Below are 23135 nucleotides of genomic sequence, written 5' to 3'. Positions count from 1 at the left end.
GTGACCCCCATCAGGCCGCGTCGCGCGCCTGGCTGTGACCGTCGTCCTCGGCGGAGTCCTCCGCGTCCTCGCGCGCCTCCCGGGGCGGCGTCGAGACCGCCGTCGCCGCGACGCAGGAGGCCAGCAGGTCCTTCATCGACACCGCGGACACCGGCGGCGGATCCGTCTGCGGCGACTGCGGCTGCACTTCGCGCTCGGGTGTCGGCATGCATGCCTCCTCGGGCTTCGGCGAGAGACGTGGTTAGGCAGACCTAACCAGATCTCCCGTCCATGTGACCACGGCCGACACCCCGGGCGCAACATTTTACCGACGACTTGTCGGAAAGCACCCGGTGTCAGGCCCTCGCCAGGTCCTCCCGCAGCCCGCTCCACCGTGTCCCGATGCCCATCAGGGTCACGGTGCGGCGCTCGTCGTCCGTGTCGCCGACCGCGCGGTGGATCAGTACGCGCAGCCGGTCCTCCGACAGCTCCTCGACCTTCCCGTCGCCCCACTCCACGACGACCACCGACTCCGGCAGCGACACGTCGAGGTCCAGGTCCTCCATCTCGTCGAGCCCGCCGCCCAGGCGGTACGCGTCGACGTGGACCAGGGCGGGGCCCGTGCCCAGCGACGGGTGGACGCGGGCGATCACGAAGGTGGGTGAGGTGACGGCGCCCCGTACGCCGAGGCCCTCGCCGAGCCCGCGGGTCAGAGTGGTCTTGCCCGCGCCGAGCTCCCCGGAGAGCATCACCAGGTCGCCGGGGACCAGCACACCGGCGATGAGGCGGCCGAGGTCCCGCATCTGTTCGGGGGACTCGACGGCGAGGTCCAGGGTGACGGTGCCCGGTACGGCGGTGCCGGCCGCAGGGCCGTTCTGCGCTGCTTCCATGCGGGCAACGTTAGAGGATCAGGACACCTCGGCCGGAACCGCTCCGATCCGTACCAGCAGGTCCGCGAGCCGGTCGGTGACCGTCTCCGGGTGCTCCAGCATCACCAGGTGCCCGGCGTCCGGCACGATGACCAGCTCCGCGTCGGGGAGCTGGTCCGCGATGGCCTCGCTGTGCGAGCTGGGCGTCACCAGGTCCTTGTCACCGGCCAGGATCAGCACCGGGAGATCACGGAAGGCGGGCAGCGCCCCGCTCTTGTCGTGCTCGGTGAACGCCGGGTAGAACTCGGCGACCACGTCGATCGGGGTGGCCTCGATGAGCCGCTCCGCGAAGCGGGACACCGCCGGGTCCACGTCCCGCGATCCGAACGAGTACCGCTTGATCAGCCCCGCGAACAGGTCGGCCGTAGCCCGCCTGCCGCGCTCCACCAGCTCCGCCTGGGACCCGAGCGCCTTCAGCACACCGGGCAGCACGCGGCGCACGGCGTTCACCCCCGCCACGGGCAGGCCGAAGTTCACCTCGCCGAGCTTCCCGCTCGACGTGCCGACGAACGCGACCGCGGCCACCCGGTCACGGATCAGCTCCGGGTAGCGGTCGGCGAGCGCCATCATCGTCATGCCGCCCATCGAGTGCCCGACGAGCACCAGCGGGCCTTCGGGGGCCGCCGCGTCGATGACCGCCTTCAGGTCGCGGCCGAGCTGGTCGATACCGACCGGGACACCCTCGGCCTGCGCCCTGCCCCGCTCGGAGCGGCCGTGGCTGCGCTGGTCCCAGTGGACGGTACGGACCAGGCCGCGCAGGGCCGCCCGCTGGAAGTGCCAGGAGTCCTGGCCGAGGCAGTAGCCGTGGCTGAAGACGACGGTGACGGGTCCGGGCGCCTTGCGGCCGAAGAGCCTGCGCCGGCGCGACGAACTGGCTCCGGGCTTCATGCCGGAGCGGCCCGTGCCGGTGTCCTCGACCTCGTCGACCTCGTAGTACAGCTCGGTCCCGTCGTCGGCGACGGCGCGGCCCGGGATCCCGCGCAGGGAGCCGTACGGGCCGGAGGCGTCCAGCGCGAGCCGGGCCTTCTTGCGCATGCCGCGGCCCACCGTGAGCCGCTCGACGGCGACACCGGCAGCCGCGCCCGCGGCGATGACGCCTATCGCCGCGCCGGCGATACCCGCCCGCCGCCAGCCGGCCGCCGCGACGACGACCGCCGTCGCCGCCACGTCCCCCGCGCTGGTCTCGCTCACCGTGCCGTGCTCCTCACCGTTGTCGTCGCGGTCGTCAGGTCGTCAGCCCCGGTCGGGGGCCTCGTGCAGATGGACGCGGGGTACGCGTCCGCCGATGCGCGTGACGATCTCGTACGCGATCGTGCCGGCCGCCTCCGCCCAGTCCTCGGCGCTCGGTTCGCCCCGGTCCCCCGGCCCGAACAGCACGGCCTCGTCGCCCGGTCCGGGGGTGTCGCCCCCGAGGTCGACCACGAACTGGTCCATCGCGACGCGGCCCGCGACCGTCCGTCGCCGGCCGGCGAGGAGCACGGGGCCACGGCCCGACGCGTGGCGCGGGATGCCGTCCGCGTAGCCGACCGGCACCAGGGCCAGGGTCGTCTCGGCGGAGGTCGTGTAGTGGTGGCCGTAGCTGATGCCATGGCCCGGCGGCACCTGCTTGACCAGTGCCACCGAGGCGGCGAGCGTCATCACGGGGCGCAGGCCGAAGTCGGCCGGGGTGCCCAGCTCGGGTGCCGGCGAGAGGCCGTACATGGCGATCCCGGTGCGGACGAGGTCGAAGTGGGACTCCGGCACCGTGAGCAGCGCCGGGGAGTTCGCGATGTGCCGCACCTCCGGCTCGACGCCCTCCTTCTCCGCGTACGCCACCATGTCGTGGAACACGCCCAGTTGGGCGGCGATCGACGGGTGGCCGGGCTCGTCGGCGCAGGCGAGGTGCGACCAGAGGCCGGTGACGCGCAGGATGCCCGCGGCCTCGGCGGTCCGGGCGGCGGAGACGAGCTCCGGCCAGTCGGCGGGCTGGCAGCCGTTGCGCCCGAGGCCCGTGTCGGCCTTGAGCTGCACCCGGGCCGGGACGCCGGCCTCGGTGGCGGCGGCGGCGACCTCGCCGAGCGCCCACATGCCGCTCACCGACACGTCGATGTCGGCCTCGATCGCCTCGCGCCAGGGCCCGCCGGGCGTCCACAGCCAGCACATCACCCGTCCGCCGATCCCGGCGGCGCGCAGGGCGAGCGCCTCCTGCGGGGTCGCGGTGCCCAGCCAGGTCGCGCCCGCCTCCAGCGCGGCCCTGGCGCAGGGCAGCGCCCCGTGCCCGTACGCGTCGGACTTCACCACGGCCATGAGCTGCGCGCCGGACGCCCGCGCACGCAGTACGCGCACGTTGGCGCGCAGCGCGGCGAGGTCGATCTCGGCACGGGCTCTCAGGGACGCTGTCTCGTTCATATCGCGTCCAGTGTCTCAGAGCCGTGCGCCGGTGCCCTCGACCTCCCGGGCGCGGTGAGGCGTCAGCCGTGCCCGAGGGCGTGTTCCAGGTGCTCGACGAGGACCGGGACATGACTGGCCGCGACGTCCTTCACGGCCGTGACCAGGGTGACGGGGCCGCCCTGGCGCAGCAGGCCGAGGAGTTCGGCGACGGCCTGCTCGTGGGCCGGGTCGCGGAGCTCGGTGCGGTAGCGGTCGACGAAGTCGTCGTACCGCTTCCCGGAGCGGTCCTGGTGGTACCAGGAGCGGAGCTCGTCCGACGGTGTGGCGTCCTTGGCCCACACGTCGACGGCGGCGTGCTCCCTGGAGACCCCGCGCGGCCAGAGCCGGTCGACGAGGACGCGTGTGCCGTCGTCCTCCTCCGGCGGGTCGTACACCCTGCGTACGCGTACGGCGTCGCTGCTGTCCACGTCCGATCACCCTTCCGGCTGCCGTCCTGGTCCTGTCGGCGTGGATCAGGCCCGCACGTCCCGCCAGGCCGCGGGGATCGCGTCGGCGACGTCCTGCGCGGCGACGGGCGCGCCGTCGGACGCGCGGCGGGCCGCGAGCCCGTGCAGGTAGGCGCCCACGGAGGCCGCGTCGCGCGGGGCCAGTCCGGCGGCGAGGAGTGAGCCGGTCAGTCCGGAGAGCACGTCGCCGCTGCCTGCCGTGGCCAGCCAGGACGTGCCCGTCGGGTTGACCCGGACCGGCGCGTCCCCGGCCTCCGCGACCAGCGTCGTCGACCCCTTGAGCAGCACCGTCGCGTCGTAGCGCGCGGCCAGTTCGCGTACGGCGGCGAGCCGCCCGGCCTCGACCTCCTCCCGCGGGACTCCGAGCAGCGCGGCGGCCTCCCCGGCGTGCGGGGTGAGCACGGTGGCGGCGGTGCGCGCGCGTACGGCCCCGGCGTCCATCAGCCGCAGCCCGTCCGCGTCGACCAGCACGGGCACGTCCGAGGCCAGTACGTCGGACACCGCGCCCGCCGCCGCCGAGGAGTCGCCGAGGCCCGGCCCGACCACCCAGGCCTGCACCCGTCCGGCCTTCGACGGCGGCCCCGCGTGCACGAGGGTCTCCGGGTGGCGGGCGATCACCGCGTCCGCGCCGGGGCCGGTGTAGCGCACGGCTCCGGCGCCGCCGCGCAGCGCGCCGGCGACCGCGAGGACAGCGGCGCCCGGGTACCGCTCCGAGCCGGCGGCCACGCCGACCACCCCGCGCCGGTACTTGTCGCTCTCCGCGCCCGGCACGGGCAGGAGGGCGGCGACGTCGGCGTACTGGAGGGCCTCCAGGTCGGGGGGTTCGGGCAGTTCGGGTCCCAGGCCGATGTCGACCAGGCGCAGCGCGCCCGCCCGGGCGGCGGCCGGGTCGACGAGGAGGCCGGGTTTGTACGTGCCGAAGGTGACGGTGGCGTCCGCGCGTACGGCGGCGCCGAGCACCTGCCCGGTGTCCGCCTCGACCCCGCTGGGCAGGTCCACGGCCAGCACGGGTGCGTGGCCCGTCGTGACGGCGCGCACCAGTGCCTCGGCGTCGGGGCGCAGGCCGCCCCGGCCGCCGATCCCGGTGATGCCGTCGACGACGAGGTCGACGGGGCTGAGGCCGTCGGGGGTGCCCAGGACCTGGCCGCCGGCCGCGAGCAGAGCCGCCAGTCCGCCCGGGTGGACCTTGTCCGGGGAGGTCAGCAGGGCCCGTACGCCCGCCCCGCGGCGGGCCAGCCGGGCTCCGGCGTACAGCGTGTCGCCGCCGTTGTCGCCGCTGCCGACGAGGAGGAGGACGCGGGACCCGTACACCCGGCCGTTGCGCCGGAGCAGGTCGCCGCAGGCCACCGCCAGGCCGGCGGCGGCGCGCTGCATGAGGGCGCCCTCCGGCAGTCGTGCCATCAGCGCCTGCTCGGCGGCCCGTACGGTCGAAACGCTGTATGCCTGTCGCATACGGTCAACCCTCCGCGATCACCACGGCCGACGCCACCCCCGCGTCGTGGCTGAGCGACACGTGCCAGCCCTTCACGCCCAGCTCGGCGGCGCGGGCCGCGACCGTGCCGCGGACCTCCAGCCGGGGCTGCCCGCTCTCCTCGACGCACACCTCGGCGTCCGTCCAGAGCAGCCCGCCCGGGGCGCCGAGTGCCTTGGCCAGCGCCTCCTTGGCGGCGAACCGGGCGGCGAGGGAGGCGATCCCGCGCCGCTCCCCGCTGGGCAGCAGCAGTTCCCTCTCCAGGAAGAGGCGGTCCGCCATCTGCGGTGTCCGCTGCAGTGCCGCGCCGAATCGTTCGATCTCCGCCACGTCGATCCCGACCCCGATGATCACGTACTCACCCTCATCCACTACTCCACGGTCACGGACTTCGCCAGGTTGCGCGGCTGGTCCACCTCGTTGCCGCGGGCCGTCGCCAGTTCGCAGGCGAAGACCTGCAACGGCACGGTGGCGACCAGCGGCTGAAGCAGCGTAGGCGTAGCGGGGATCCGGATGAGGTGGTCGGCGTACGGGACGACCGCCTCGTCGCCCTCCTCGGCGATGACGACGGTACGGGCGCCGCGGGCCCTGATCTCCTGGATGTTCGACACGATCTTGTCGTGGAGCACGGAGCGGCCGCGCGGGGACGGAACGATCACGACGACCGGCAGCCCTTCGTCGATGAGCGCGATCGGCCCGTGCTTGAGCTCGCCCGCGGCGAAGCCCTCGGCGTGCATGTACGCGAGCTCCTTGAGCTTCAACGCGCCTTCCAGGGCGACCGGGTAGCCGACGTGCCGGCCGACGAACAGGACGGTGTCCCGGTCGGCGAGCGAGCGGGCGAGGGCGCGCACGGGCTCCATGGTCCCGAGGACCTGTTCGACCTGGCGGGGGATCTCGGAGAGCTGGCGGACGACGGTGCGGATCTCGTCGCCCCACTTGGTGCCGCGGATCTGTCCGAGGTAGAGCGCGACGAGGTAGCAGGCGACGAGCTGGGTCAGGAACGCCTTGGTGGAGGCGACGGCGACCTCCGGCCCGGCGTGGGTGTAGAGGACGGCGTCGGACTCCCTCGGGATCGTCGAGCCGTTCGTGTTGCAGATGGCGAGGACCTTCGCGCCCTGTTCGCGGGCGTGCCGCAGGGCCATCAGGGTGTCCATGGTCTCGCCGGACTGGGAGATCGCGACGACGAGGGTGTGCCGGTCCAGGATCGGGTCGCGGTAGCGGAACTCGCTGGCGAGTTCCGTCTCGCAGGGCAGCCGGGTGACGTGCTCGATGGCGTACTTGGCGATCATCCCGGCGTGGAACGCGGTCCCGCAGGCGATGATGACGACCTTGTCGACCTCCCTGAGCTCGCTCGGCGGGATCCGGACCTCGTCGAGGTGGAGCGCGCCGGAGGCGTCGATCCGGCCGAGGAGGGTGTCGGCGACGGCCTTCGGCTGGTCGGCGATCTCCTTGAGCATGAAGGAGGCGTAGCCGCCCTTCTCCGCGGCGGAGGCGTCCCAGTCCACGTGGTATTCGCGTACGTCGGCGGGCCGGCCGTCGAAACCGGTGACGGTGGCCCCGTCCCTGCGCAGCTCCACCACCTGGTCCTGGCCCAGCTCGATCGCGTCCCGGGTGTGGGCGATGAACGCGGCCACGTCGGAGGCCAGGAACATCTCCCCCTCGCCGACACCCACCACCAGCGGCGAGTTCCGCCGGGCCCCGACGACCGTGTCGGGTTCGTCGGCGTGCACGGCGACCAGGGTGAACGCGCCGCGCAGCTGCCGGCACACCTGGCGCATGGCCTCGGCGAGGTCACCGGCCGAGGAGTACGCCTCCGCCAGCAGGTGGGCGACGACCTCGGTGTCGGTCTCGGAGGACAGCTCGTGGCCGCGTCCGGCGAGTTCCTCGCGAAGGGCGGCGAAGTTCTCGATGATCCCGTTGTGGACGACGGCGACGCGGCCCGCGTTGTCGAGGTGCGGGTGCGCGTTGGCGTCGGTCGGGCCCCCGTGCGTGGCCCAACGGGTGTGCCCGACACCGGTGTTCCCGGCGGGCAGCGGCCGGTCCTTGAGCTCCTTCTCCAGGTTGAGGAGTTTCCCGGCCTTCTTCGCCCCGGCCAGCCCGCCGTCCGCGAGGACGGCGACCCCCGCGGAGTCGTACCCCCGGTACTCCAGCCGCTTCAGTCCCGCGACGACGACATCCTGCGCCGACTGCCCACCGACGTAACCCACGATTCCGCACATATCGGCACCATAAGGCCCCTGCCTGCCACTGCCCGGGGTCCGGCGTGTGTCGGGGTTCCACGGGCCGCCGAAAAGTGCCTGTCGCCCTGTCAGCACAGGCTGCTAACCTGCGGCTCCCCCCTCACCGCCGCCCGCCACCCGTCTGCGTGCCCACGCGTCCTCGGTCTCCGAGTCCGTGCGGCAACGGTCGCGTCCGCTCCGAGGATCGTCATGTCTTCGTCCGCACCTCCGATTCGCGCGGAATTCAATCTGTGCGTCAGCATCCCCTCCCTCGCCGACCTGCGTGCCGCCCTGTTCGCCGGCGACTGGGGGACGGTCGAGGACTACTTCGACTTCCTCGACGACGAGGACGACCGCGCGGTCGCCGCCGGTGTCGTCGACTCGATCAGCTCCACCACAAGGTTCCTGGAACAGGCGGCGGCGCGGCACCCGCGGTCCGCGCTCGCCCGCACGCTGGTCGCGCGGCAGTACGTCACCACCGGCTGGGGCATCCGCAGCTCGTACACGGCCGAGCACGTCTCCCGCGATCAGTTCCAGCAGTTCCACGCGTGGCTGCGGCGCGCGGAGCAGCTCCTCATCGACGTGTGCGCCGAGCACCCGGCGTACGCACCGGCGTGGGCGGCCCGGCTGACCACCGCACGAGGGCTCCAGCTCGGGCAGAGCGAGGTGCGGCGGCGCTACGACCGGCTGGCCGAGCACCACCCGCACCACATCTCCGCGCAGTCCTCGATGCTCCAGAAGCTGTGCCCCAAGTGGGGCGGCAGCTGGGAGGAGGCGTTCGGCTTCGCGCGCGCCTGCCTGGAGTCGGCGCCTCCCGGCAGCCACGCGGGCCGGCTGATCGCCGCGGTACACCTGGAGCGCTGGCTGGAGGACGCCGACGAGGGCCGCAGCACCTACCTGCGGTCGCCCGGGGTCCGCGACGAGATCCTGGCCGCCGCCGCCCGGTCCGTGCGGCATCCGGACTACCGGCCGGGATTCCAGTGGATCACCGACCACAACGAGTTCGCCGGGGCGCTGAGCCTGGGCGGTCACCACCGCGAGGCCGCGCCGTTCTTCCGCACCCTCGGCAACAGGGCCACCGAGTCGCCCTGGAACCACGTGGGCGACAAAGAGGTCCAGTTCCTCAAGCACCGCAAGACCGCACTGGCGAAGGGCTGAGCTCGATGTCCCAGGAAACACCCGTGCGCGCCGACGCCGCGGAAGCCGGCATCCGTGAGACCGAGGTCGACGGCATCCGTACGGTGCTCGTCGCGTCGCCCGGACCGGTCGGCGCCGGGCTCCTCTTCCGGGTCGGTGTCGCCGACGAGACGCTCGCCACGACGGGCATCACCCACCTCGTCGAGCACCTCGCCCTGCACCGCCACGGCCTGTCCGACCTGCACTTCAACGGCGCCACCGCCGTCACGTACACCCACTTCCACGCCACGGGCACACCCGAGGAGGTCACGGCGTACCTCAACGGTGTCTGCGCGGCCCTGAGCGACCTGCCGCTGGAACGGCTGGAGACCGAACGCGAGATCCTGCGCACCGAGGCGGCGGGCCGCAGCCGCGGCCCCCACCACCAGCTGCCGCTGTGGCGTTACGGAGCCCAGGGCTACGGCCTCAGCAGCTACAGCGAACACGGCACCTGGCATCTGACGGCCGAGGCCGTGCGCGACTGGGCGCGGACCCGCTTCACCCGCGACAACGCGGTCCTGTGGATCACCTCGGACACCGTCCCCGAGGGCCTCGGCCTCGCCCTCCCCCGGGGCACCCGGCACCCGCTGCCCGCGCCGACGTCCGCGCTGCCCGTCACCCCGGCCTACATCGGCGGGGACAGCGGCGGTGTCGTCCTGGACGGCATCGTCCGGCGCTCCACCGCCGCCTCGCTCTTCACCGAGGTGCTCAGCCGGGCGCTCTACACGGACCTGCGCCAGAAGGGCGGCTACTCGTACGTGGCCGACGCCGACTACAGCCCTCGCGACAACGGCTTCGCGACGATCACGGCCGTCGCCGACGCGCTCCCGAAGAAGCAGGACGCGGTCGTCGGCGGCCTCGTCGACACCCTGGCCCGGCTGCGGGCCGGCACCGTCGAGCAGTCCGAGCTCGACTCGGCCCGTGCCAAGGTCCTCAAGCAGTACGACACCCCGGATCTCGGGGCCGCCCGGCTGCCTTCGTACGCCCTGAACCTGCTGACCGGGCACCGCAACCTCACCCCCGACGAGCACCGGGCCGAGCTCGCCGCCGTCACCCTGGACGACCTGCGCGAGGTCGCCGTCGAGCTGCACTCCACGGCACTGCTCCAGGTCCCCGGCCGGGGCGCGGACTGGGCGGGCTTCACGGAGGCACCGCAGTGGTCCACGGACACCCCGGCGGGCCAGGGCAGCCGGCACCGCTCCCTGGAGGACGCCTCGGCGCTGCTGACCGTGTCCCCCGACGCGGTGACCCTGGAGACCTCGTCCGGCCAGGTCACCGTCCGCTACGACGCCTGCGCGGCCCTGCTCGTCCACCCGGACGGCGGACGGCAGCTCACGGGCCTCGACGGCTTCCAGCTCCGCGTGGAGCCCACGCTCTACAGGGGCCTCACCCCGGACCGCACGGCGGTCATCGACGCGGCGGTGCCACCTTCGGCGGTCGTCCGCATGCCACCCCGCGACCCGGACCACATCCCGCACCCGGACAGGGGCGGCGCCACCCGGCGGACGGCGCTGTCCCGCGTCAGGACGGCGGTCCGGGGGCTGACGGCACGGCGGCGGGGGCCGGCGGGCCGGTGAGGGTGGTCCCCGCTGCCGTCACCGGACGGCAGCGGGGCAGCGGATCGGTCCACGTCGCGGATGCGGTGTTCCTTCAGGTCGGGCGTGTGCCGTGCAACGGTGCGGTGGTCGGCTCCGTCGTGGAGGACGGCGAGGCCGTGGTGAGCAGCCGTCGCGGCGATCGGGGCCGTCGGCCCCCTCCCCACGTGATCGACCCCACCCCCCACTCCGTTCGAACTCCCGTAACAATGAGTACGTGATCACTTCGCCCGCACGGAGCCCCCGCCGTACCGAGCACGCGCCGACGCCCTACGTCGACCTGACCCGGGCGGAATGGAGCGCGCTGCGTGACAGGACGCCCCTGCCGCTGACGGCCGAGGAGGTCGAGAAGCTTCGCGGGCTCGGTGATGTCATCGACCTCGACGAGGTGCGGGACGTCTATCTGCCGCTGTCCCGGCTGCTCAACCTGTACGTCCAGGCCACCTCCGGTCTGCGCGGGGCGCTGAACACCTTTCTCGGGGACGCGGGCAACGGGCACGGGGAGCAGCGCGGGACGCCGTTCGTCATAGGGGTCGCGGGCAGTGTCGCCGTCGGCAAGTCCACCAGCGCCCGCATCCTGCAGGCCCTCCTGGCGCGCTGGCCCGAGCACCCCCGGGTGGAGCTGGTGACGACCGACGGGTTCCTGCTGCCGATGAAGGAGCTCCAGGCGCGCGGGCTGATGTCGCGCAAGGGCTTCCCGGAGTCGTACGACCGGCGGGCCCTGACCCGGTTCGTCGCGGACATCAAGGCCGGCAAGGACGAGGTGACGGCGCCCGTCTACTCGCACCTGATCTACGACATCGTGCCGGGCGAGCGGCTCACCGTACGCCGCCCGGACATCCTCATCGTCGAGGGCCTGAACGTGCTGCAGCCCGCGCTGCCCGGCCAGGACGGCCGGACGAGGGTGGGGCTCGCGGACTACTTCGACTTCAGTGTGTACGTGGACGCGCGCCCCGAGGACATCGAGACCTGGTACCTGAACCGCTTCCGCCGGCTGCGCGAGACGGCGTTCCAGAACCCGTTCTCGTACTTCCGCAAGTACACCCAGGTGTCCGAGGAAGAGGCGCTGGACTACGCGCGCACCATGTGGCGGACCATCAACAAGCCCAATCTCCTGGAGAACGTGGCACCGACACGCGGCCGTGCCACTCTGGTGCTGCGCAAAGGGCCCGACCACAAGGTCCAGCGTCTGTCGTTGCGCAAACTCTGACTCCGAAAGGGTGCACCGTGCTGCATCTGCGCCTCATCGTGCCCGCCGACCGCACCGAGGAGGTACTGAAGCTGCTGGAGCACACGATAGGCACCGCGCATCTCGCGGTGCTCAGCGGCGCAGCCCGCAGCCCGGCGGGTGATGTGGTCCTGTGCGACGTCGCGCGCGAGGCGGGCGACGAACTGATCGGCGCGCTGCGGGAACTCGGCATCGACAAGTCCGGTTCGATCACCGTCGAGAACACGGACCTCGTCCTGTCCGCGCACGCCGACAAGGCGGAGGAGGACGCTCCCGGCGAGGGCGCGGACGCGGTGCTGTGGGAGGAGCTGACCGAAGTCACCCACGAGGAGTCCACGTTCAGCGTCACGTATGTGGCGTTCCTCTCCGTGGCGACGATGCTGGCCGCCTGCGGGGTGATGCTCGACAACGCGATCCTGATCGTGGGCGCGATGGCGGTGGGCCCGGAGTTCGGCCCGCTGGCCGGGATCTCGACCGCGCTCGTGCAGCGCGCGCCGCGGCTGGTCGGGCGGTCGCTGTGGGCGCTGATCGGCGGGTTCGCGGTGGCGATGGTGCTGACGGCCGGGTTCGCCTGGCTGATGGACGCCTTCGGGCTGTTCAACGAGGGCATGGTCACGGCGGACCGGCCCAACACGGGATTCATCTGGCACCCGGACTGGATGTCGTTCGTGGTGGCGCTCCTGGCCGGCATCGCCGGGACGCTCTCGCTGACGTCGGCGAAGTCCGGTGCGCTGATCGGCGTGGCGATCTCGGTGACCACCGTCCCCGCCGCCGCCAACGCCGCCGTCGCCTTCAGCTACCAGGACCTCCAGCAGACCTGGGGCTCCTCGGCGCAACTGCTGGCCAACCTGGGTGGGATCGTCGTCGCGGGGACGCTGACGCTGCTGCTCCAGAAGGCGCTGTGGGCCGCGCAGCGGCGGGCGGACCCGGCGGTGAAGGAGGGCCCGTCCCGCGTCGGCTGAGGGCGGCACCGGTTGGGGCCCCGCACCGGCTGGAGGGCTGTCAGCCCAGCGCGGACTTCACGACGTCGGCCAGCCGGCCGGCCACCGCGCGCGCCTGCTCGATGTCGGCGGCCTCGACCATGACCCGTACGAGCGGCTCAGTGCCCGACCTGCGCAGCAGGACGCGTCCGGTGTCACCCAGCTCGCGCTCGGCCTCGCCGACCGCGGCGGCCAGCTCGGGCGAGGTGTCCACCCGGGACTTGTCGACGTCGGGGACGTTGATGAGCACCTGCGGGAGACGCTGCATCACACCGGCCAGGTCGGCGAGCGTGCGGCCGGTGGCGGCGACCCGGGCCGCCAGCATCAGGCCGGTCAGCGTGCCGTCGCCGGTCGTGGCGTGGTCCAGGACGATGACGTGGCCGGACTGCTCGCCGCCCAGCGCGAAGCCCTCGGCCTTCATCGCCTCCAGGACGTAGCGGTCGCCGACGGCGGTCTGGACGAGCTGGATGCCCTCCCGCTCCATCGCCATCTTGAAGCCGAGGTTCGACATGACCGTGCCGACGACGGTGTCCTTGCGCAGCTGCCCGGCCTCGCGCATGGCGAGGGCGAGGACGGCCAGGATCTGGTCGCCGTCGATCTCCTCGCCGGTGGCGTCCACGGCCAGGCAGCGGTCGGCGTCGCCGTCGTGCGCGATGCCGAGGTCGGCTCCGTGCTCGACGACGGCGGCCCGCAGCAGTCCCAGGTGGGTGGAGCCGCAGCCGTCGTTGATGTTGAGGCCGTCCGGCTCGGCGCCGATCGTGACGACCTCGGCCCCGGCGCGGGTGAACGCCTCGGGCGAGACGCGGGCGGCCGCGCCGTGCGCCTCGTCGAGGACGACCTTCAGCCCGTCGAGCCGGTTCGGGAGGACGCCGATGAGGTGGGCGACGTAACGGTCGAAGCCCTCCGTGTAGTCGGTGACCCGGCCCACGCCGCCGCCGGTCGGACGGGCCCAGGGCTCGCCCGTGCGGTGCTGCTCGTAGACCGTCTCGATGCGGTCCTCCAGCTCGTCGGCGAGCTTGTGGCCGCCACGGGCGAAGAACTTGACGCCGTTGTCCGGCATGGCGTTGTGGCTGGCGGAGAGCATGACACCGATGTCGGCGCCGAGCGCGCCGGTGAGATACGCCACGGCGGGGGTCGGCAGCACGCCGACCCGCAGGACGTCCACGCCCGCACTGGCCAGGCCCGCCACGACGGCCGCCTCCAGGAACTCTCCGGACGCGCGGGGGTCGCGGCCCACCACTGCCGTCGCTCGATGCCCCTCGAAGGTGCCCGCCTCGGCCAGTACGTGCGCCGCGGCGACCGAGAGCCCGAGCGCGAGCTCGGCCGTCAAGTCCGCGTTGGCGACACCGCGCACGCCGTCCGTGCCGAAGAGTCGTCCCACTGGTGTCCTCCGAAGGTGCTCCGAAACCACAAAACCAAAGCAATCAAATCAGGGCATAGCAAGGCAAGACACAGAAAAGTGAAGTGCGGTCGAGGCCGCCAGCCCTATAAACGTCTTAAGCCGTTATACGCCCGGTAGGGCCGATAAACGAACGCCCCAGCAGCACGAGGTGTGCCGCCGGGGCGAACGTGTAAAGCAGACGAGCAGGCGAGATTTAGCGCTTGCTGTACTGCGGGGCCTTACGGGCCTTCTTGAGACCGGCCTTCTTGCGCTCGACCGCACGGTCGTCACGGCAGAGGAAGCCGGCCTTCTTCAGCGTGGCGCGGTTGTTGTCCACGTCCGCCTCGTTCAGCGAGCGGGCCACGCCGAGGCGCAGGGCGCCGGCCTGACCGGAGACGCCGCCACCCGAGATGCGGGCGATGACGTCGTAGCGGCCGTCGAGCTCGAGCACCTTGAAGGGCTCGTTGACTTCCTGCTGGTGCACCTTGTTGGGGAAGTAGTCCTCAAGGGTGCGACCGTTGATCTTCCACTTGCCGGTGCCCGGAACGATCCGGACGCGGGCGATGGCGTTCTTGCGACGGCCGAGGCCGGCCGCGGGCTGCGGGTCGCCGAAGCGGCCCGCGAGCGACTCGGAGGTGTACTCACCCTCGACGGGGACCTCCGACTCGAAGGTGGTCACCTCGGCGAAGGTCTCTTCGCCCTCGGTGCCCGCTGCGTCGTCAGCGGTCGTCTCAACAGTGGTCTCGGCCACGATTCTCCTCAGATCTTTCTTTACGTCTTAGGGGGGAGGCCGGAACTACTGCGCGACCTGGGTGATCTCGAACGGGACCGGCTGCTGCGCAGCGTGCGGGTGCTGGTCACCCGCGTAGACCTTCAGCTTCGAGATCATCTGGCGACCCAGGGTGTTCTTGGGAATCATGCCCTTGATGGCCTTCTCGACGGCCTTCTCCGGGTTCTTGGAGAGCAGCTCGTCGTAACGCACGGAGCGGAGACCGCCCGGGAAACCGGAGTGGCGGTACGCCATCTTCTGGGTCTTCTTGTTGCCGGAGAGGTGAACCTTCCCGGCGTTGATGATGATGACGAAGTCGCCCATGTCCATGTGGGGGGCGTAGATCGCCTTGTGCTTGCCTCGGAGGAGGTTCGCAGCCGTGGTGGCCAGACGGCCCAGGACGATGTCCTCGGCGTCGATGATGTGCCACTGGCGAGTGACATCGCCGGGCTTGGGGCTGTACGTACGCACTTCGTAGCCTTCGCTTCTTCAGTGGATGGGGTCCAGACACACGGCACCTCTGAAGCGATATGCAGCTGGGGCTCACAATGCCGGGGACGCTGCCCGTATGCGAGCCACTGGTAACTGCTCCAGGGAACCTACGTAAGGGCCCTTCGCGTGAGAACGACGAAGCCAATACGTATAACAAACCTCGACACTACCCGCCCCGCCCCGGACGGGTCAAAACGCGCCGCCCCTACCGCACCCGCTCGACCCGCCGCTCGTCCCAGACGGGCTCCGTGGACTCCCGCACGACCCCGTCCGAGCCGAAGACCAGATAGCGGTCGAAGGACTTCGCGAACCAGCGGTCGTGCGTGACGGCCATCACCGTCCCGTCGTACGTCTCCAGCCCGTCCTGGAGGGCTTCGGCCGACTCCAGGTCCAGGTTGTCCGTCGGCTCGTCGAGCAGCAGCGCGGTGGTGCCGGCCAGCTCCAGCAGCAGGATCTGGAACCGTGCCTGCTGCCCGCCGGACAGCCGCTCGAAGGCCTGGTCGCCCTGCCGCTCCATCTCGTACCGGCGCAGTACGGACATGGCCCCGCCCCGGTCCCTGGCGTGCTCCGCCCACAGGATCTCGACGAGCGTCCTGCCCTGCAGTTCCGGGTGGGCGTGCGTCTGCGCGAAGTGCCCCGGCACGACCCGCGCCCCGAGCTTCCACTCCCCGGTGTGCGCCACCGTGTCCCCGGCCAGCAGCCGCAGGAAGTGCGACTTCCCCGATCCGTTGGACCCCAGGACCGCGACCCGCTCCCCGTAGTAGATCTCCAGGTCGAACGGCTTCATCAGGCCGGTCAGCTCCAGGTTCTTGCAGGTCACCGCCCGCACCCCGGTCCGTCCGCCGCGCAGCCGCATCTTGATGTCCTGCTCGCGCGGCGGCTCCGGCGGCGGGCCCGCGTCCTCGAACTTCTTGAAGCGGGTCTGCATCGCGTGGTAGCGGTTCGCCATGTCGGGACTGTTCGCCGCCTGCTGCCGCATCCGCAGGACGAGCGCCTTCAGCCGGGCGTGCTCCTCCTCCCAGCGCCGCAGGAGCTCCTCGAAGCGCGCGAACCGCTCCTTGCGCGCCTGGTGGTACGTGGCGAATCCGGCGCCGTGCACCCAGACGTCCGAGCCGGCCGGGCCGGGCTCCACGCTCACGATCTTCTCGGCGGCCCGCGACAGCAGCTCCCGGTCGTGGGAGACGAAGAGCACCGTCTTCCGGGTCTCCTTGAGCCTCTCCTCCAGCCACCGCTTGCCGGGAACGTCCAGATAGTTGTCCGGCTCGTCCAGCAGCAGCACCTCGTCCGGGCCGCGCAGCAGCGCCTCCAGGACCAGCCGCTTCTGCTCGCCGCCGCTGAGGGTGCGCACCTCGCGCCACTGGGCCTTCTCGTACGGGATGCCGAGCGCGGCCGTGGTGCAGATGTCCCACAGCGTCTCGGCCTCGTACCCCCGTACCTCCGCCCAGTCGCTGAGCGCCTGCGCGTACGCCATCTGCGCGGCCTCGTCGTCCACGGTGAGGATCCGCTCCTCGGCCGCGTCGACGGCCTTCGCCGCCTCCTTGATGCGCGGCTGGGCCACGGAAACCAGCAGGTCACGCACGGTCCGCTCGTCCCGTACGGAACCGACGAACTGGGCCATCACCCCCAGTCCACCGCTCACCGAGACCGAGCCGCCGTGCGGCTGGAGGTCCCCGGAGAGCAGTCTCAGGAGCGTCGTCTTGCCCGCTCCGTTCGCCCCGACGAGGGCGACGACGGACCCGTCGGCCACCCGGAACGAGGCATCGCCGAGCAGCACCCGCCCGTCAGGTAGGTAGTACTCCAGATGGCCTGCTTCGAGATGTCCCATACCGAGCATTGTCACGGCTCGCGAACCCCTGGCCCAACCGGTTTGCACAGGCTCTAGGATTCGCCGCATGAGCTTTGGGCAAGGGGGGCCCTCCTGGGGGCCGGGAGACAGCGGGACTCCGGACTGGGCGGCGCTGGCAGAAGCGTCCGCGGCACGCGGCCGGCGCAAGAAGTGGCTGATGATCGGTGGCGGCGCCGTGGCCACGGCGGCCGTCGCCGCGATCGTGGCCACGGCCGTCATCACGACCGGAGGCGGCGGGAAACCGGGGTCCGGCACGAACGCGAGCGAGCTGCCCGGACCCGCCGACCTGCCGTCGGAGTCGTCCGTGCCGCAGCCCTCCTTCTCGTCGGTCGCCCCGCCGCCTCCGCCGGACCCGAAGGACTACATAGCCGACGCCGGGAAGGACAAGGCCCCGGTCACCGTCGACTCCTTCTTCCCGGGCAAGAAGCTCACGATGGGCGACCGCGTGTACGCGAAGGGTGCGACGAATCAGACCACGAGCTGCGCGGCGACCACCCAGGGCGCCCTCGGCTCCGTCCTCACCGGCAACGGCTGCGACCAGGTCATCCGTGCCACGTACAGGAAGGACGGCGTCGCGGTGACCGTCGGCCTCGCCGTGTTCGGCACCGAGGCCGAGGCGAAGAAGGCAGCGCAGCAGGCGGCCGGCGGCATCGCCTCCCTCGACGGTGCGGGCGTCCCCACCTTCTGCCGGGGCGGCTCCGTCTGCCGGCGCACCGCCAACTCCTACGGCCGCTACGCCTACTTCACCGTCGGCGGCTTCACCAGCGGCAAGAACGTCACCAAGGCGGACAAGGCCGTGTTCGCGGTCGGCGACGACCTGACCGACTTCACGTTCCGTCAGATCCGCCACCGCGGTGAGGTCCAGGCGTCGGCCGCCGCCGCGGCCCCCACCACCTGACCGGCCCCCCACGCACCAGCCCCGTCCCCTCCCCTGCCCCGAGGACCGCCGCCGTGCGTCTCACCGCCCTGTTCACGATCCCGCGCGTGCTGCGCCACAGTGATGCGATAGGTGCCGACCTGCCGCCCGACGAGGCCGTGGTCCTCGACGCCCCCGATCCCTCGCTGCGGGCTGCGCTCACCGCCGCCGCGGCCGGTGACCACGCCCCGGCGGCAGAGCTGCTCGCCGCGACCCGTGAACACGCCCAGTGGGAGCGCAGGGACGCCTGCGTCTCCAGGCTGGCCCGCGCCTCGCTGCACCACCCGGGCTGGCTGGACAGCTGGCTGGAGGAGTCGCCGGAGGATCCCGACGCCGTGCTGGTCAAGGCCGACCAGTACGTCTACCAGGCCTGGCAGATCCGTACCGGGGCCCGCGCCCGGCATGTCGAGCACGACCAGTTCCAGGCGTTCCACGCCGTGCTGCTGGACGCCGTGCCGGTCATCTCCGCGGCGGCCGAGCTCAATCCCGGCGACCCGGTGCCCTGGCGCATCGCGCTGACCCAGGCCCGGGGCATCCAGGCCCCGCGTGAGATCTTCGACTCCTATCTGGCCGAGGCGAACGACCGCGATCCGCACCACGAGGGCTGCCATGTCCAGGCGCTCCAGTACCTCTGCGGGAAGTGGTACGGCTCGCACGAGGAGATGTTCGCCTTCGCCGAGGGGGCGGCCGACGCGGCGCCGCCCGGCTCCAAGCTGCACGCCCTGCCGCTCCAGGCCGTCGTGGAGTACCTGATCTCCGACGACGAGGGGCCCGGCGCCGACCCGTACACCGCCCGCGCCGAAGCGGCCGTGACCCGGGCCCAGGCGCTCTCCGACTGCTATGCGCCGGGCGACCGGGAGGCGGCCGGCTTCCGCAACCACCTGGCCATGGTCCTGTGGTCGATGAACCGCTTCGAGGAGGCGCTCACCGCCTTCCGCTCGATCGGCGTCCACGCCACCACGTACCCGTGGACCTACCTCGGCGACGCCCGCGGTGAATTCCTGGAGGCCCGCTCCGACACCCGGGTCGAGCTGGCCATGAAGGTCCCCTTCTTCGGCCCGTCCCCGAAGCCTCCGGCGGGCGACGCCCCGGTCTGGGAGCAGGAGCAGGCGCCCCGGTCGGTCGCCATCGCCGCCACCGGTCCCACCGAGGTCGCCCAGGCCGCGCTGATCTGCGGCCACAGCCTGCGGACCGCCCCGGCGGGCAGCGGTCACACCTACGTCGAGATCGTCCCGGACCCGGTACGCGGCAGACGCGCCGCCCTGCTCCCCGAGGACCCGCTCACCTCGGCGGCGGACAACTTCACGACCGGCGAGGACTGGCCGGCCCTGGTCCTGCACCGCACCCCGGAGCGCAGCGGATTCGTCCTCCTGCACCGGGGGAAGAAGGTGGCCTCCCACACCTGGGAGACGGCCGCCCCGGCCGCCGACCACGCGGAGGCGACCGCCACGGCCGCGGCCCTGGCCCGGACCTACGGCCTGCCCGACCCCCGCCCCCTGGCCCACGTGCTGCGTGCCGCCGGTGACCCGGCCCGCCACCAGGGCGAGCTCGTCGCCGCCCTGGGCCTCCCGCCCCTGCCCCCCGGGTACGGCGGCGCCCGGGAGGTCCTCGCGGCCCTCCCGGGCGCCCGGGTGCTGGCCCGGCGGGGGTTCCTGGCGGGCATGCGCGACACCATGACCACGAAGGACGGCGTCCACCCCGGGGCCCCCGCACCGGCCGAACCCCACCCGGTCCGCTGGTGGGTCCTGCGCGTCCTGGGCCTCCTGCTGTTCACCACGTCGGCGGTCTACGCCTGGTGGACCCCCGACATCGGCTGGTTCCGCTCCACCGTGTCGAGCCTCCTCGCCCTGTACTTCGCGGCCGGGCTGCGCCGTGCGGTGCGCCGCCGGCCGGTCAGCAGCAGCCCGCCCCCGGCAACGTCCTGACGTTCCGGGCCTCTTCGGCCCTGGCCGCCAGCAACCCGTCGGCCGGGTACGCCACTTCCTCCAGCGTCAGCCCGTGCGGACGCACCACGTGCACCGCGGGGTCCCGCACCTTCGCCGCCAGCACCTCGGCGGGCCACGGCGACGGACGGCGGCCGTCCCCGACGAACAACGCCGCGCCGATCAGGGCCCGCACCATGTTGTGGCAGAAGGCGTCGGCCTGCACGGTCGCCGTCAGGACCCCGGAGTCCTCGTCCCGTACCCAGTGCAGCTTCTGCAGCGTACGGATGGTCGTGGCGCCCTCACGCTTCTTGCAGTACGCCGCGAAGTCGTGCTCGCCGACCATCGGCGCGGCCGCCTCGTTCATCGCGTCCACGTCCAACGGCCGGTCGTGCCACAGCACATGGCCCCGGACCAGCGGGTCCACCCCGCCCGGACGGTCCCCCACGCGGTACGCGTAGCGGCGCCACAGCGCGGAGAAGCGGGCGTTGAACCCCGCCGGCGCCTCGGCCGCCCGCCAGATCCGTACGTCCAGCGGCAGCCGCCCGGCCATCCGCCGCAGCAGCTTCTCCTCGTGCTCGGCCCACACCTCGGCCGGCAGGTCGACGTGCGCCACCTGCCCCCGCGCGTGCACCCCGGCGTCGGTACGCCCGGCGACCGTCAGGCCGTACGTCACCGAGGACCGCGTCACGGTCCGCAGCGCGTCCTCGATCTCCCCCTGCACGGTGCGCCTGCCGGTCTGCTTCGCCCAGCCCGAGAAGTCCTTCCCGTCGTACGAAAGGTCCAGCCGTACCCGTACGAATCCGGGCTCTGCTTCGTCACTCACCAGCGCATCCTCTCAAAACAGAACGGGCCCGCACCGCCCCGAAGGGCGATACGGACCCGTACCGGGGTCTCAGGACGATCAGGCGTCCTTGGACTCCTCAGCAGCGGCGTCGGCCGGCTTGGCGTCCTCGACGGTCTCGGCCGGAGCCTCGTCCTTCGCAAGGGCGTCTTCCTTGACCGCGCGCTTGGTCGCGGCCTCGGCCTCACCGGTGGCCTGCTGGGCCACGGTCAGGGCCTCGACGAGCTCGATGACGGCCATCGGGGCGTTGTCGCCACGACGGTTGCCGATCTTCGTGATGCGGGTGTAACCACCGGGGCGGTTCTCGTACCGCGGGGCGATCTCGGTGAAGAGCGTGTGCACGATGCCCTTGTCCGTGATCGACTGCAGCACCAGGCGACGGTTGTGGATGTCGCCCTTCTTCGCCTTGGTGATGAAACGCTCCGCGACCGGACGCAGGCGGCGGGCCTTGGCCTCGGTCGTGGTGATGCGGCCGTGCTCGAACAGCGACTTCGCGAGGTTGATGAGAAGAAGCTTCTCGTGCGCAGCGCTGCCGCCCAGACGGGCACCCTTGGCGGGCTGAGGCATGGTTTTTCTCCTTGTGTGCTGCACCGGCCGTATCAGGTACCGGTGTCAGTTCCCCCGAGGCGGCTGCCCCGCGGAAGTCTTTACTTCGCCGCGGCCATTTCAAGCCTGTCCGGCTCACGCCGGGCAACGCCCAAATCCAGGCCCGTCCGGCACATACCGGCCTGCGCCCGAATCCAAGCCCGTCCGGCACACACCGGACAGCAGCCACGTTCAAGCCCGTCCGGCGATTGAGGACAAAAGCCCTCACCCCGGCACGGGGCACCCAGAAATCCGGGCGCCCCCGCCGGGAGGCGACTCAGTACTGCTCGGTCTCCACGAAACCGGCATCCGCGTCGTCGTCCGCACCGAACGCGTCGGCCGCGGCGGTCGGGTCGAAGCCGGGGGGCGAGTCCTTGAGCGCCAGACCCATGCCGGCCAGCTTCGCCTTGACCTCGTCGATCGACTTCGCACCGAAGTTGCGGATGTCGAGCAGGTCCGCCTCGGAGCGGGCCACGAGCTCACCCACGGAGTGGATGCCCTCGCGCTTGAGGCAGTTGTACGAACGGACCGTGAGCTCGAGCTCCTCGATCGGCAGCGCCAGATCGGCGGCGAGCGCGGCGTCCGTCGGGGACGGGCCCATGTCGATGCCCTCGGCGTCGATGTTGAGCTCGCGCGCCAGACCGAACAGCTCGACCAGGGTCTTACCGGCCGACGCCATGGCGTCACGGGGACGCATGGCCTGCTTCGTCTCGACGTCGACGATCAGCTTGTCGAAGTCGGTGCGCTGCTCGACACGGGTCGCCTCGACCTTGTACGTGACCTTGAGCACCGGCGAGTAGATGGAGTCGACCGGAATACGGCCGATCTCCTGGCCCACCTGCTTGTTCTGGACGGCGGAGACATAGCCGCGACCGCGCTCGACGGTCAGCTCCATCTCCAGCTTGCCCTTGCCGTTCAGCGTGGCCAGGACCAGGTCCGGGTTGTGCACCTCGACACCGGCCGGCGGAGCGATGTCAGCAGCGGTGACCAGGCCGGGACCCTGCTTGCGCAGGTACATCACGACCGGCTCGTCGTGCTCCGAGGAGACGACCAGCTGCTTGATGTTGAGGATGAGGTCGGTCACGTCCTCCTTGACGCCCGGCACGGTGGTGAACTCGTGCAGGACACCGTCGATCCGGATGCTGGTGACAGCGGCACCGGGGATCGAGGAGAGGAGCGTGCGGCGCAGGGAGTTGCCGAGGGTGTAACCGAAGCCCGGCTCCAGCGGCTCGATCACGAACCGGGAGCGGAACTCGTCGACGACCTCTTCGGTCAGCGACGGACGCTGAGCGATAAGCATGAAGGAATCCTTCAGTCGTGGGCACCCACTATTTGATGCCCGACAGATGAAACAAGGATACGGGCGGCATGCCCGGTGAGGGACATACCGCCCGAATCAAGCGCTACTGACGCACGGCCGTCACCGGCCGTGACGGATCAGACGCGGCGACGCTTCGGCGGACGGCAGCCGTTGTGCGGCGTCGGGGTGACGTCCTGGATCGAACCGACCTCGAGGCCCGTGGCCTGGAGGGAGCGGATCGCGGTCTCGCGGCCGGAGCCCGGACCCTTCACGAAGACGTCGACCTTGCGCATGCCGTGCTCCTGCGCGCGGCGGGCGGCCGACTCGGCGGCCATCTGCGCGGCGAAGGGGGTGGACTTGCGCGAGCCCTTGAAGCCGACGTGGCCGGCGGAGGCCCAGGAGATCACGTTGCCCGAGGGGTCCGTGATCGAGACGATGGTGTTGTTGAACGTGCTCTTGATGTGGGCGTGCCCATGAGCGACGTTCTTCTTTTCCTTGCGACGCACCTTCTTGGCTGCGCCCTGACGACCCTTGGGGGGCATGTCTTTACTCCAGATGGAGAGGGGAGGTGATCGGTCCTACAGCGAAGACCGCTGGTTGCTGCGAAGATCCGGTGGCCCGGACACC

At 71.9% G+C, this 23135-nt stretch carries 22 protein-coding genes and 1 pseudogene; 6 read left to right on the top strand and 17 right to left on the bottom strand.

Translation table 11 applies throughout. The features are described 5' to 3' along the window. Positions 1-10 precede the first annotated feature (10 nt). The 8 genes from OG524_RS22180 to glmS all read right to left on the bottom strand — a co-directional run bounded on the left by OG524_RS22180 (position 11) and on the right by glmS (position 7474). On the bottom strand, positions 11-208 hold the full coding sequence (locus OG524_RS22180) for a hypothetical protein (protein WP_405389107.1): 198 nt from the start codon (positions 206-208) through the stop codon (positions 11-13). Between the two features lie 127 nt (positions 209-335). Next, positions 336-869: a tRNA (adenosine(37)-N6)-threonylcarbamoyltransferase complex ATPase subunit type 1 TsaE gene (gene tsaE / locus OG524_RS22175; RefSeq protein WP_405389108.1), complete on the bottom strand. Its 534-nt coding sequence runs from the start codon at positions 867-869 to the stop codon at positions 336-338. Positions 870-887: 18 nt separating this feature from the next. Further along, entirely contained in the window at positions 888-2099 is a 1212-nt protein-coding gene (locus OG524_RS22170; protein WP_405811561.1) for an alpha/beta fold hydrolase, read from the bottom strand. A gap of 42 nt (positions 2100-2141) precedes the next feature. Further along, entirely contained in the window at positions 2142-3296 is a 1155-nt protein-coding gene (gene alr / locus OG524_RS22165) for an alanine racemase (protein ID WP_405389110.1), read from the bottom strand. 62 nt (positions 3297-3358) lie between these two features. Continuing rightward, complete coding sequence (locus OG524_RS22160; protein WP_405389111.1) at positions 3359-3745, bottom strand: DUF488 domain-containing protein; 387 nt, start codon at positions 3743-3745, stop codon at positions 3359-3361. 45 nt (positions 3746-3790) lie between these two features. Then, positions 3791-5236 carry an NAD(P)H-hydrate dehydratase gene (locus OG524_RS22155; protein ID WP_405389112.1) on the bottom strand — a complete coding sequence of 482 codons (1446 nt, stop codon included), beginning with the start codon at positions 5234-5236 and terminating at the stop codon, positions 3791-3793. A 4-nt stretch (positions 5237-5240) separates the two neighbouring features. Further along, the gene (locus OG524_RS22150) at positions 5241-5609 is read right to left on the bottom strand and encodes a holo-ACP synthase (RefSeq protein WP_405393129.1); all 369 of its coding nucleotides are present in this window, start codon (positions 5607-5609) and stop codon (positions 5241-5243) included. Between the two features lie 17 nt (positions 5610-5626). Beyond that, the gene (gene glmS, locus OG524_RS22145) at positions 5627-7474 is read right to left on the bottom strand and encodes a glutamine--fructose-6-phosphate transaminase (isomerizing) (RefSeq protein ID WP_405389113.1); all 1848 of its coding nucleotides are present in this window, start codon (positions 7472-7474) and stop codon (positions 5627-5629) included. Positions 7475-7684: 210 nt separating this feature from the next. Between glmS and OG524_RS22140 the strand changes: the two genes are divergently transcribed. Both OG524_RS22140 and OG524_RS22135 read left to right on the top strand, forming a co-directional pair. Beyond that, positions 7685-8632 (top strand): hypothetical protein, encoded by a 948-nt coding sequence (locus OG524_RS22140; protein ID WP_405811560.1) that lies wholly within the window; start codon positions 7685-7687, stop codon positions 8630-8632. Positions 8633-8637: 5 nt separating this feature from the next. Next, positions 8638-10227 carry a M16 family metallopeptidase gene (locus tag OG524_RS22135; protein ID WP_405811559.1) on the top strand — a complete coding sequence of 530 codons (1590 nt, stop codon included), beginning with the start codon at positions 8638-8640 and terminating at the stop codon, positions 10225-10227. Positions 10228-10277: 50 nt separating this feature from the next. Here the strand turns inward: OG524_RS22135 and OG524_RS22130 are convergent. After that, positions 10278-10388 (bottom strand): annotated as a pseudogene (locus tag OG524_RS22130) (VapC toxin family PIN domain ribonuclease); the annotation flags it as partial. Between the two features lie 74 nt (positions 10389-10462). On the opposite strand from OG524_RS22130, the gene coaA reads away from it, so the two are divergent. Beyond that, complete coding sequence (gene coaA, locus OG524_RS22125) at positions 10463-11455, top strand: type I pantothenate kinase (RefSeq protein WP_405389116.1); 993 nt, start codon at positions 10463-10465, stop codon at positions 11453-11455. 17 nt (positions 11456-11472) lie between these two features. Next, a complete protein-coding gene (locus tag OG524_RS22120) occupies positions 11473-12435 on the top strand; it encodes a DUF389 domain-containing protein (protein ID WP_405389118.1) in 963 nt (320 codons plus the stop codon). Positions 12436-12475: 40 nt separating this feature from the next. Here OG524_RS22120 and glmM read toward each other — a convergent pair whose 3' ends face one another. The 4 genes from glmM to OG524_RS22100 form a co-directional block, all read right to left on the bottom strand. Beyond that, entirely contained in the window at positions 12476-13834 is a 1359-nt protein-coding gene (gene glmM, locus OG524_RS22115; RefSeq protein ID WP_405389119.1) for a phosphoglucosamine mutase, read from the bottom strand. 214 nt (positions 13835-14048) lie between these two features. Continuing rightward, positions 14049-14585: a 30S ribosomal protein S9 gene (rpsI, locus tag OG524_RS22110; protein WP_405389120.1), complete on the bottom strand. Its 537-nt coding sequence runs from the start codon at positions 14583-14585 to the stop codon at positions 14049-14051. A gap of 45 nt (positions 14586-14630) precedes the next feature. After that, complete coding sequence (gene rplM / locus OG524_RS22105) at positions 14631-15074, bottom strand: 50S ribosomal protein L13 (RefSeq protein ID WP_384494181.1); 444 nt, start codon at positions 15072-15074, stop codon at positions 14631-14633. Between the two features lie 226 nt (positions 15075-15300). After that, positions 15301-16920 (bottom strand): ABC-F family ATP-binding cassette domain-containing protein, encoded by a 1620-nt coding sequence (locus OG524_RS22100; RefSeq protein WP_405389121.1) that lies wholly within the window; start codon positions 16918-16920, stop codon positions 15301-15303. 67 nt (positions 16921-16987) lie between these two features. Here OG524_RS22100 and OG524_RS22095 point away from each other — a divergent pair, with 67 nt between their 5' ends. Then, positions 16988-17839 (top strand): hypothetical protein, encoded by an 852-nt coding sequence (locus OG524_RS22095; protein WP_405811558.1) that lies wholly within the window; start codon positions 16988-16990, stop codon positions 17837-17839. Between the two features lie 53 nt (positions 17840-17892). After that, positions 17893-19782 carry a hypothetical protein gene (locus OG524_RS22090; protein WP_405389123.1) on the top strand — a complete coding sequence of 630 codons (1890 nt, stop codon included), beginning with the start codon at positions 17893-17895 and terminating at the stop codon, positions 19780-19782. Here OG524_RS22090 and truA read toward each other — a convergent pair. The 4 genes from truA to rpsK all read right to left on the bottom strand — a co-directional run bounded on the left by truA (position 19751) and on the right by rpsK (position 23050). Further along, positions 19751-20605 carry a tRNA pseudouridine(38-40) synthase TruA gene (gene truA, locus OG524_RS22085; protein ID WP_405389124.1) on the bottom strand — a complete coding sequence of 285 codons (855 nt, stop codon included), beginning with the start codon at positions 20603-20605 and terminating at the stop codon, positions 19751-19753. The genes OG524_RS22090 and truA overlap by 32 nt on opposite strands. Positions 20606-20683: 78 nt before the next feature. Beyond that, positions 20684-21190: a 50S ribosomal protein L17 gene (gene rplQ / locus OG524_RS22080; protein ID WP_384494172.1), complete on the bottom strand. Its 507-nt coding sequence runs from the start codon at positions 21188-21190 to the stop codon at positions 20684-20686. 295 nt (positions 21191-21485) lie between these two features. Further along, complete coding sequence (locus OG524_RS22075; RefSeq protein ID WP_003966937.1) at positions 21486-22508, bottom strand: DNA-directed RNA polymerase subunit alpha; 1023 nt, start codon at positions 22506-22508, stop codon at positions 21486-21488. A gap of 137 nt (positions 22509-22645) precedes the next feature. Then, a complete protein-coding gene (rpsK, locus tag OG524_RS22070) occupies positions 22646-23050 on the bottom strand; it encodes a 30S ribosomal protein S11 (protein ID WP_003956432.1) in 405 nt (134 codons plus the stop codon). Positions 23051-23135 lie beyond the last annotated feature (85 nt).

The sequence above is a fragment of the Streptomyces sp. NBC_01520 genome, assembly GCF_045040375.1.
Classification (GTDB): domain Bacteria; phylum Actinomycetota; class Actinomycetes; order Streptomycetales; family Streptomycetaceae; genus Streptomyces.
The sequence above is the reverse complement of the archived record's forward strand: the minus strand, read 5'-3'. Positions and strand labels throughout refer to the sequence as shown.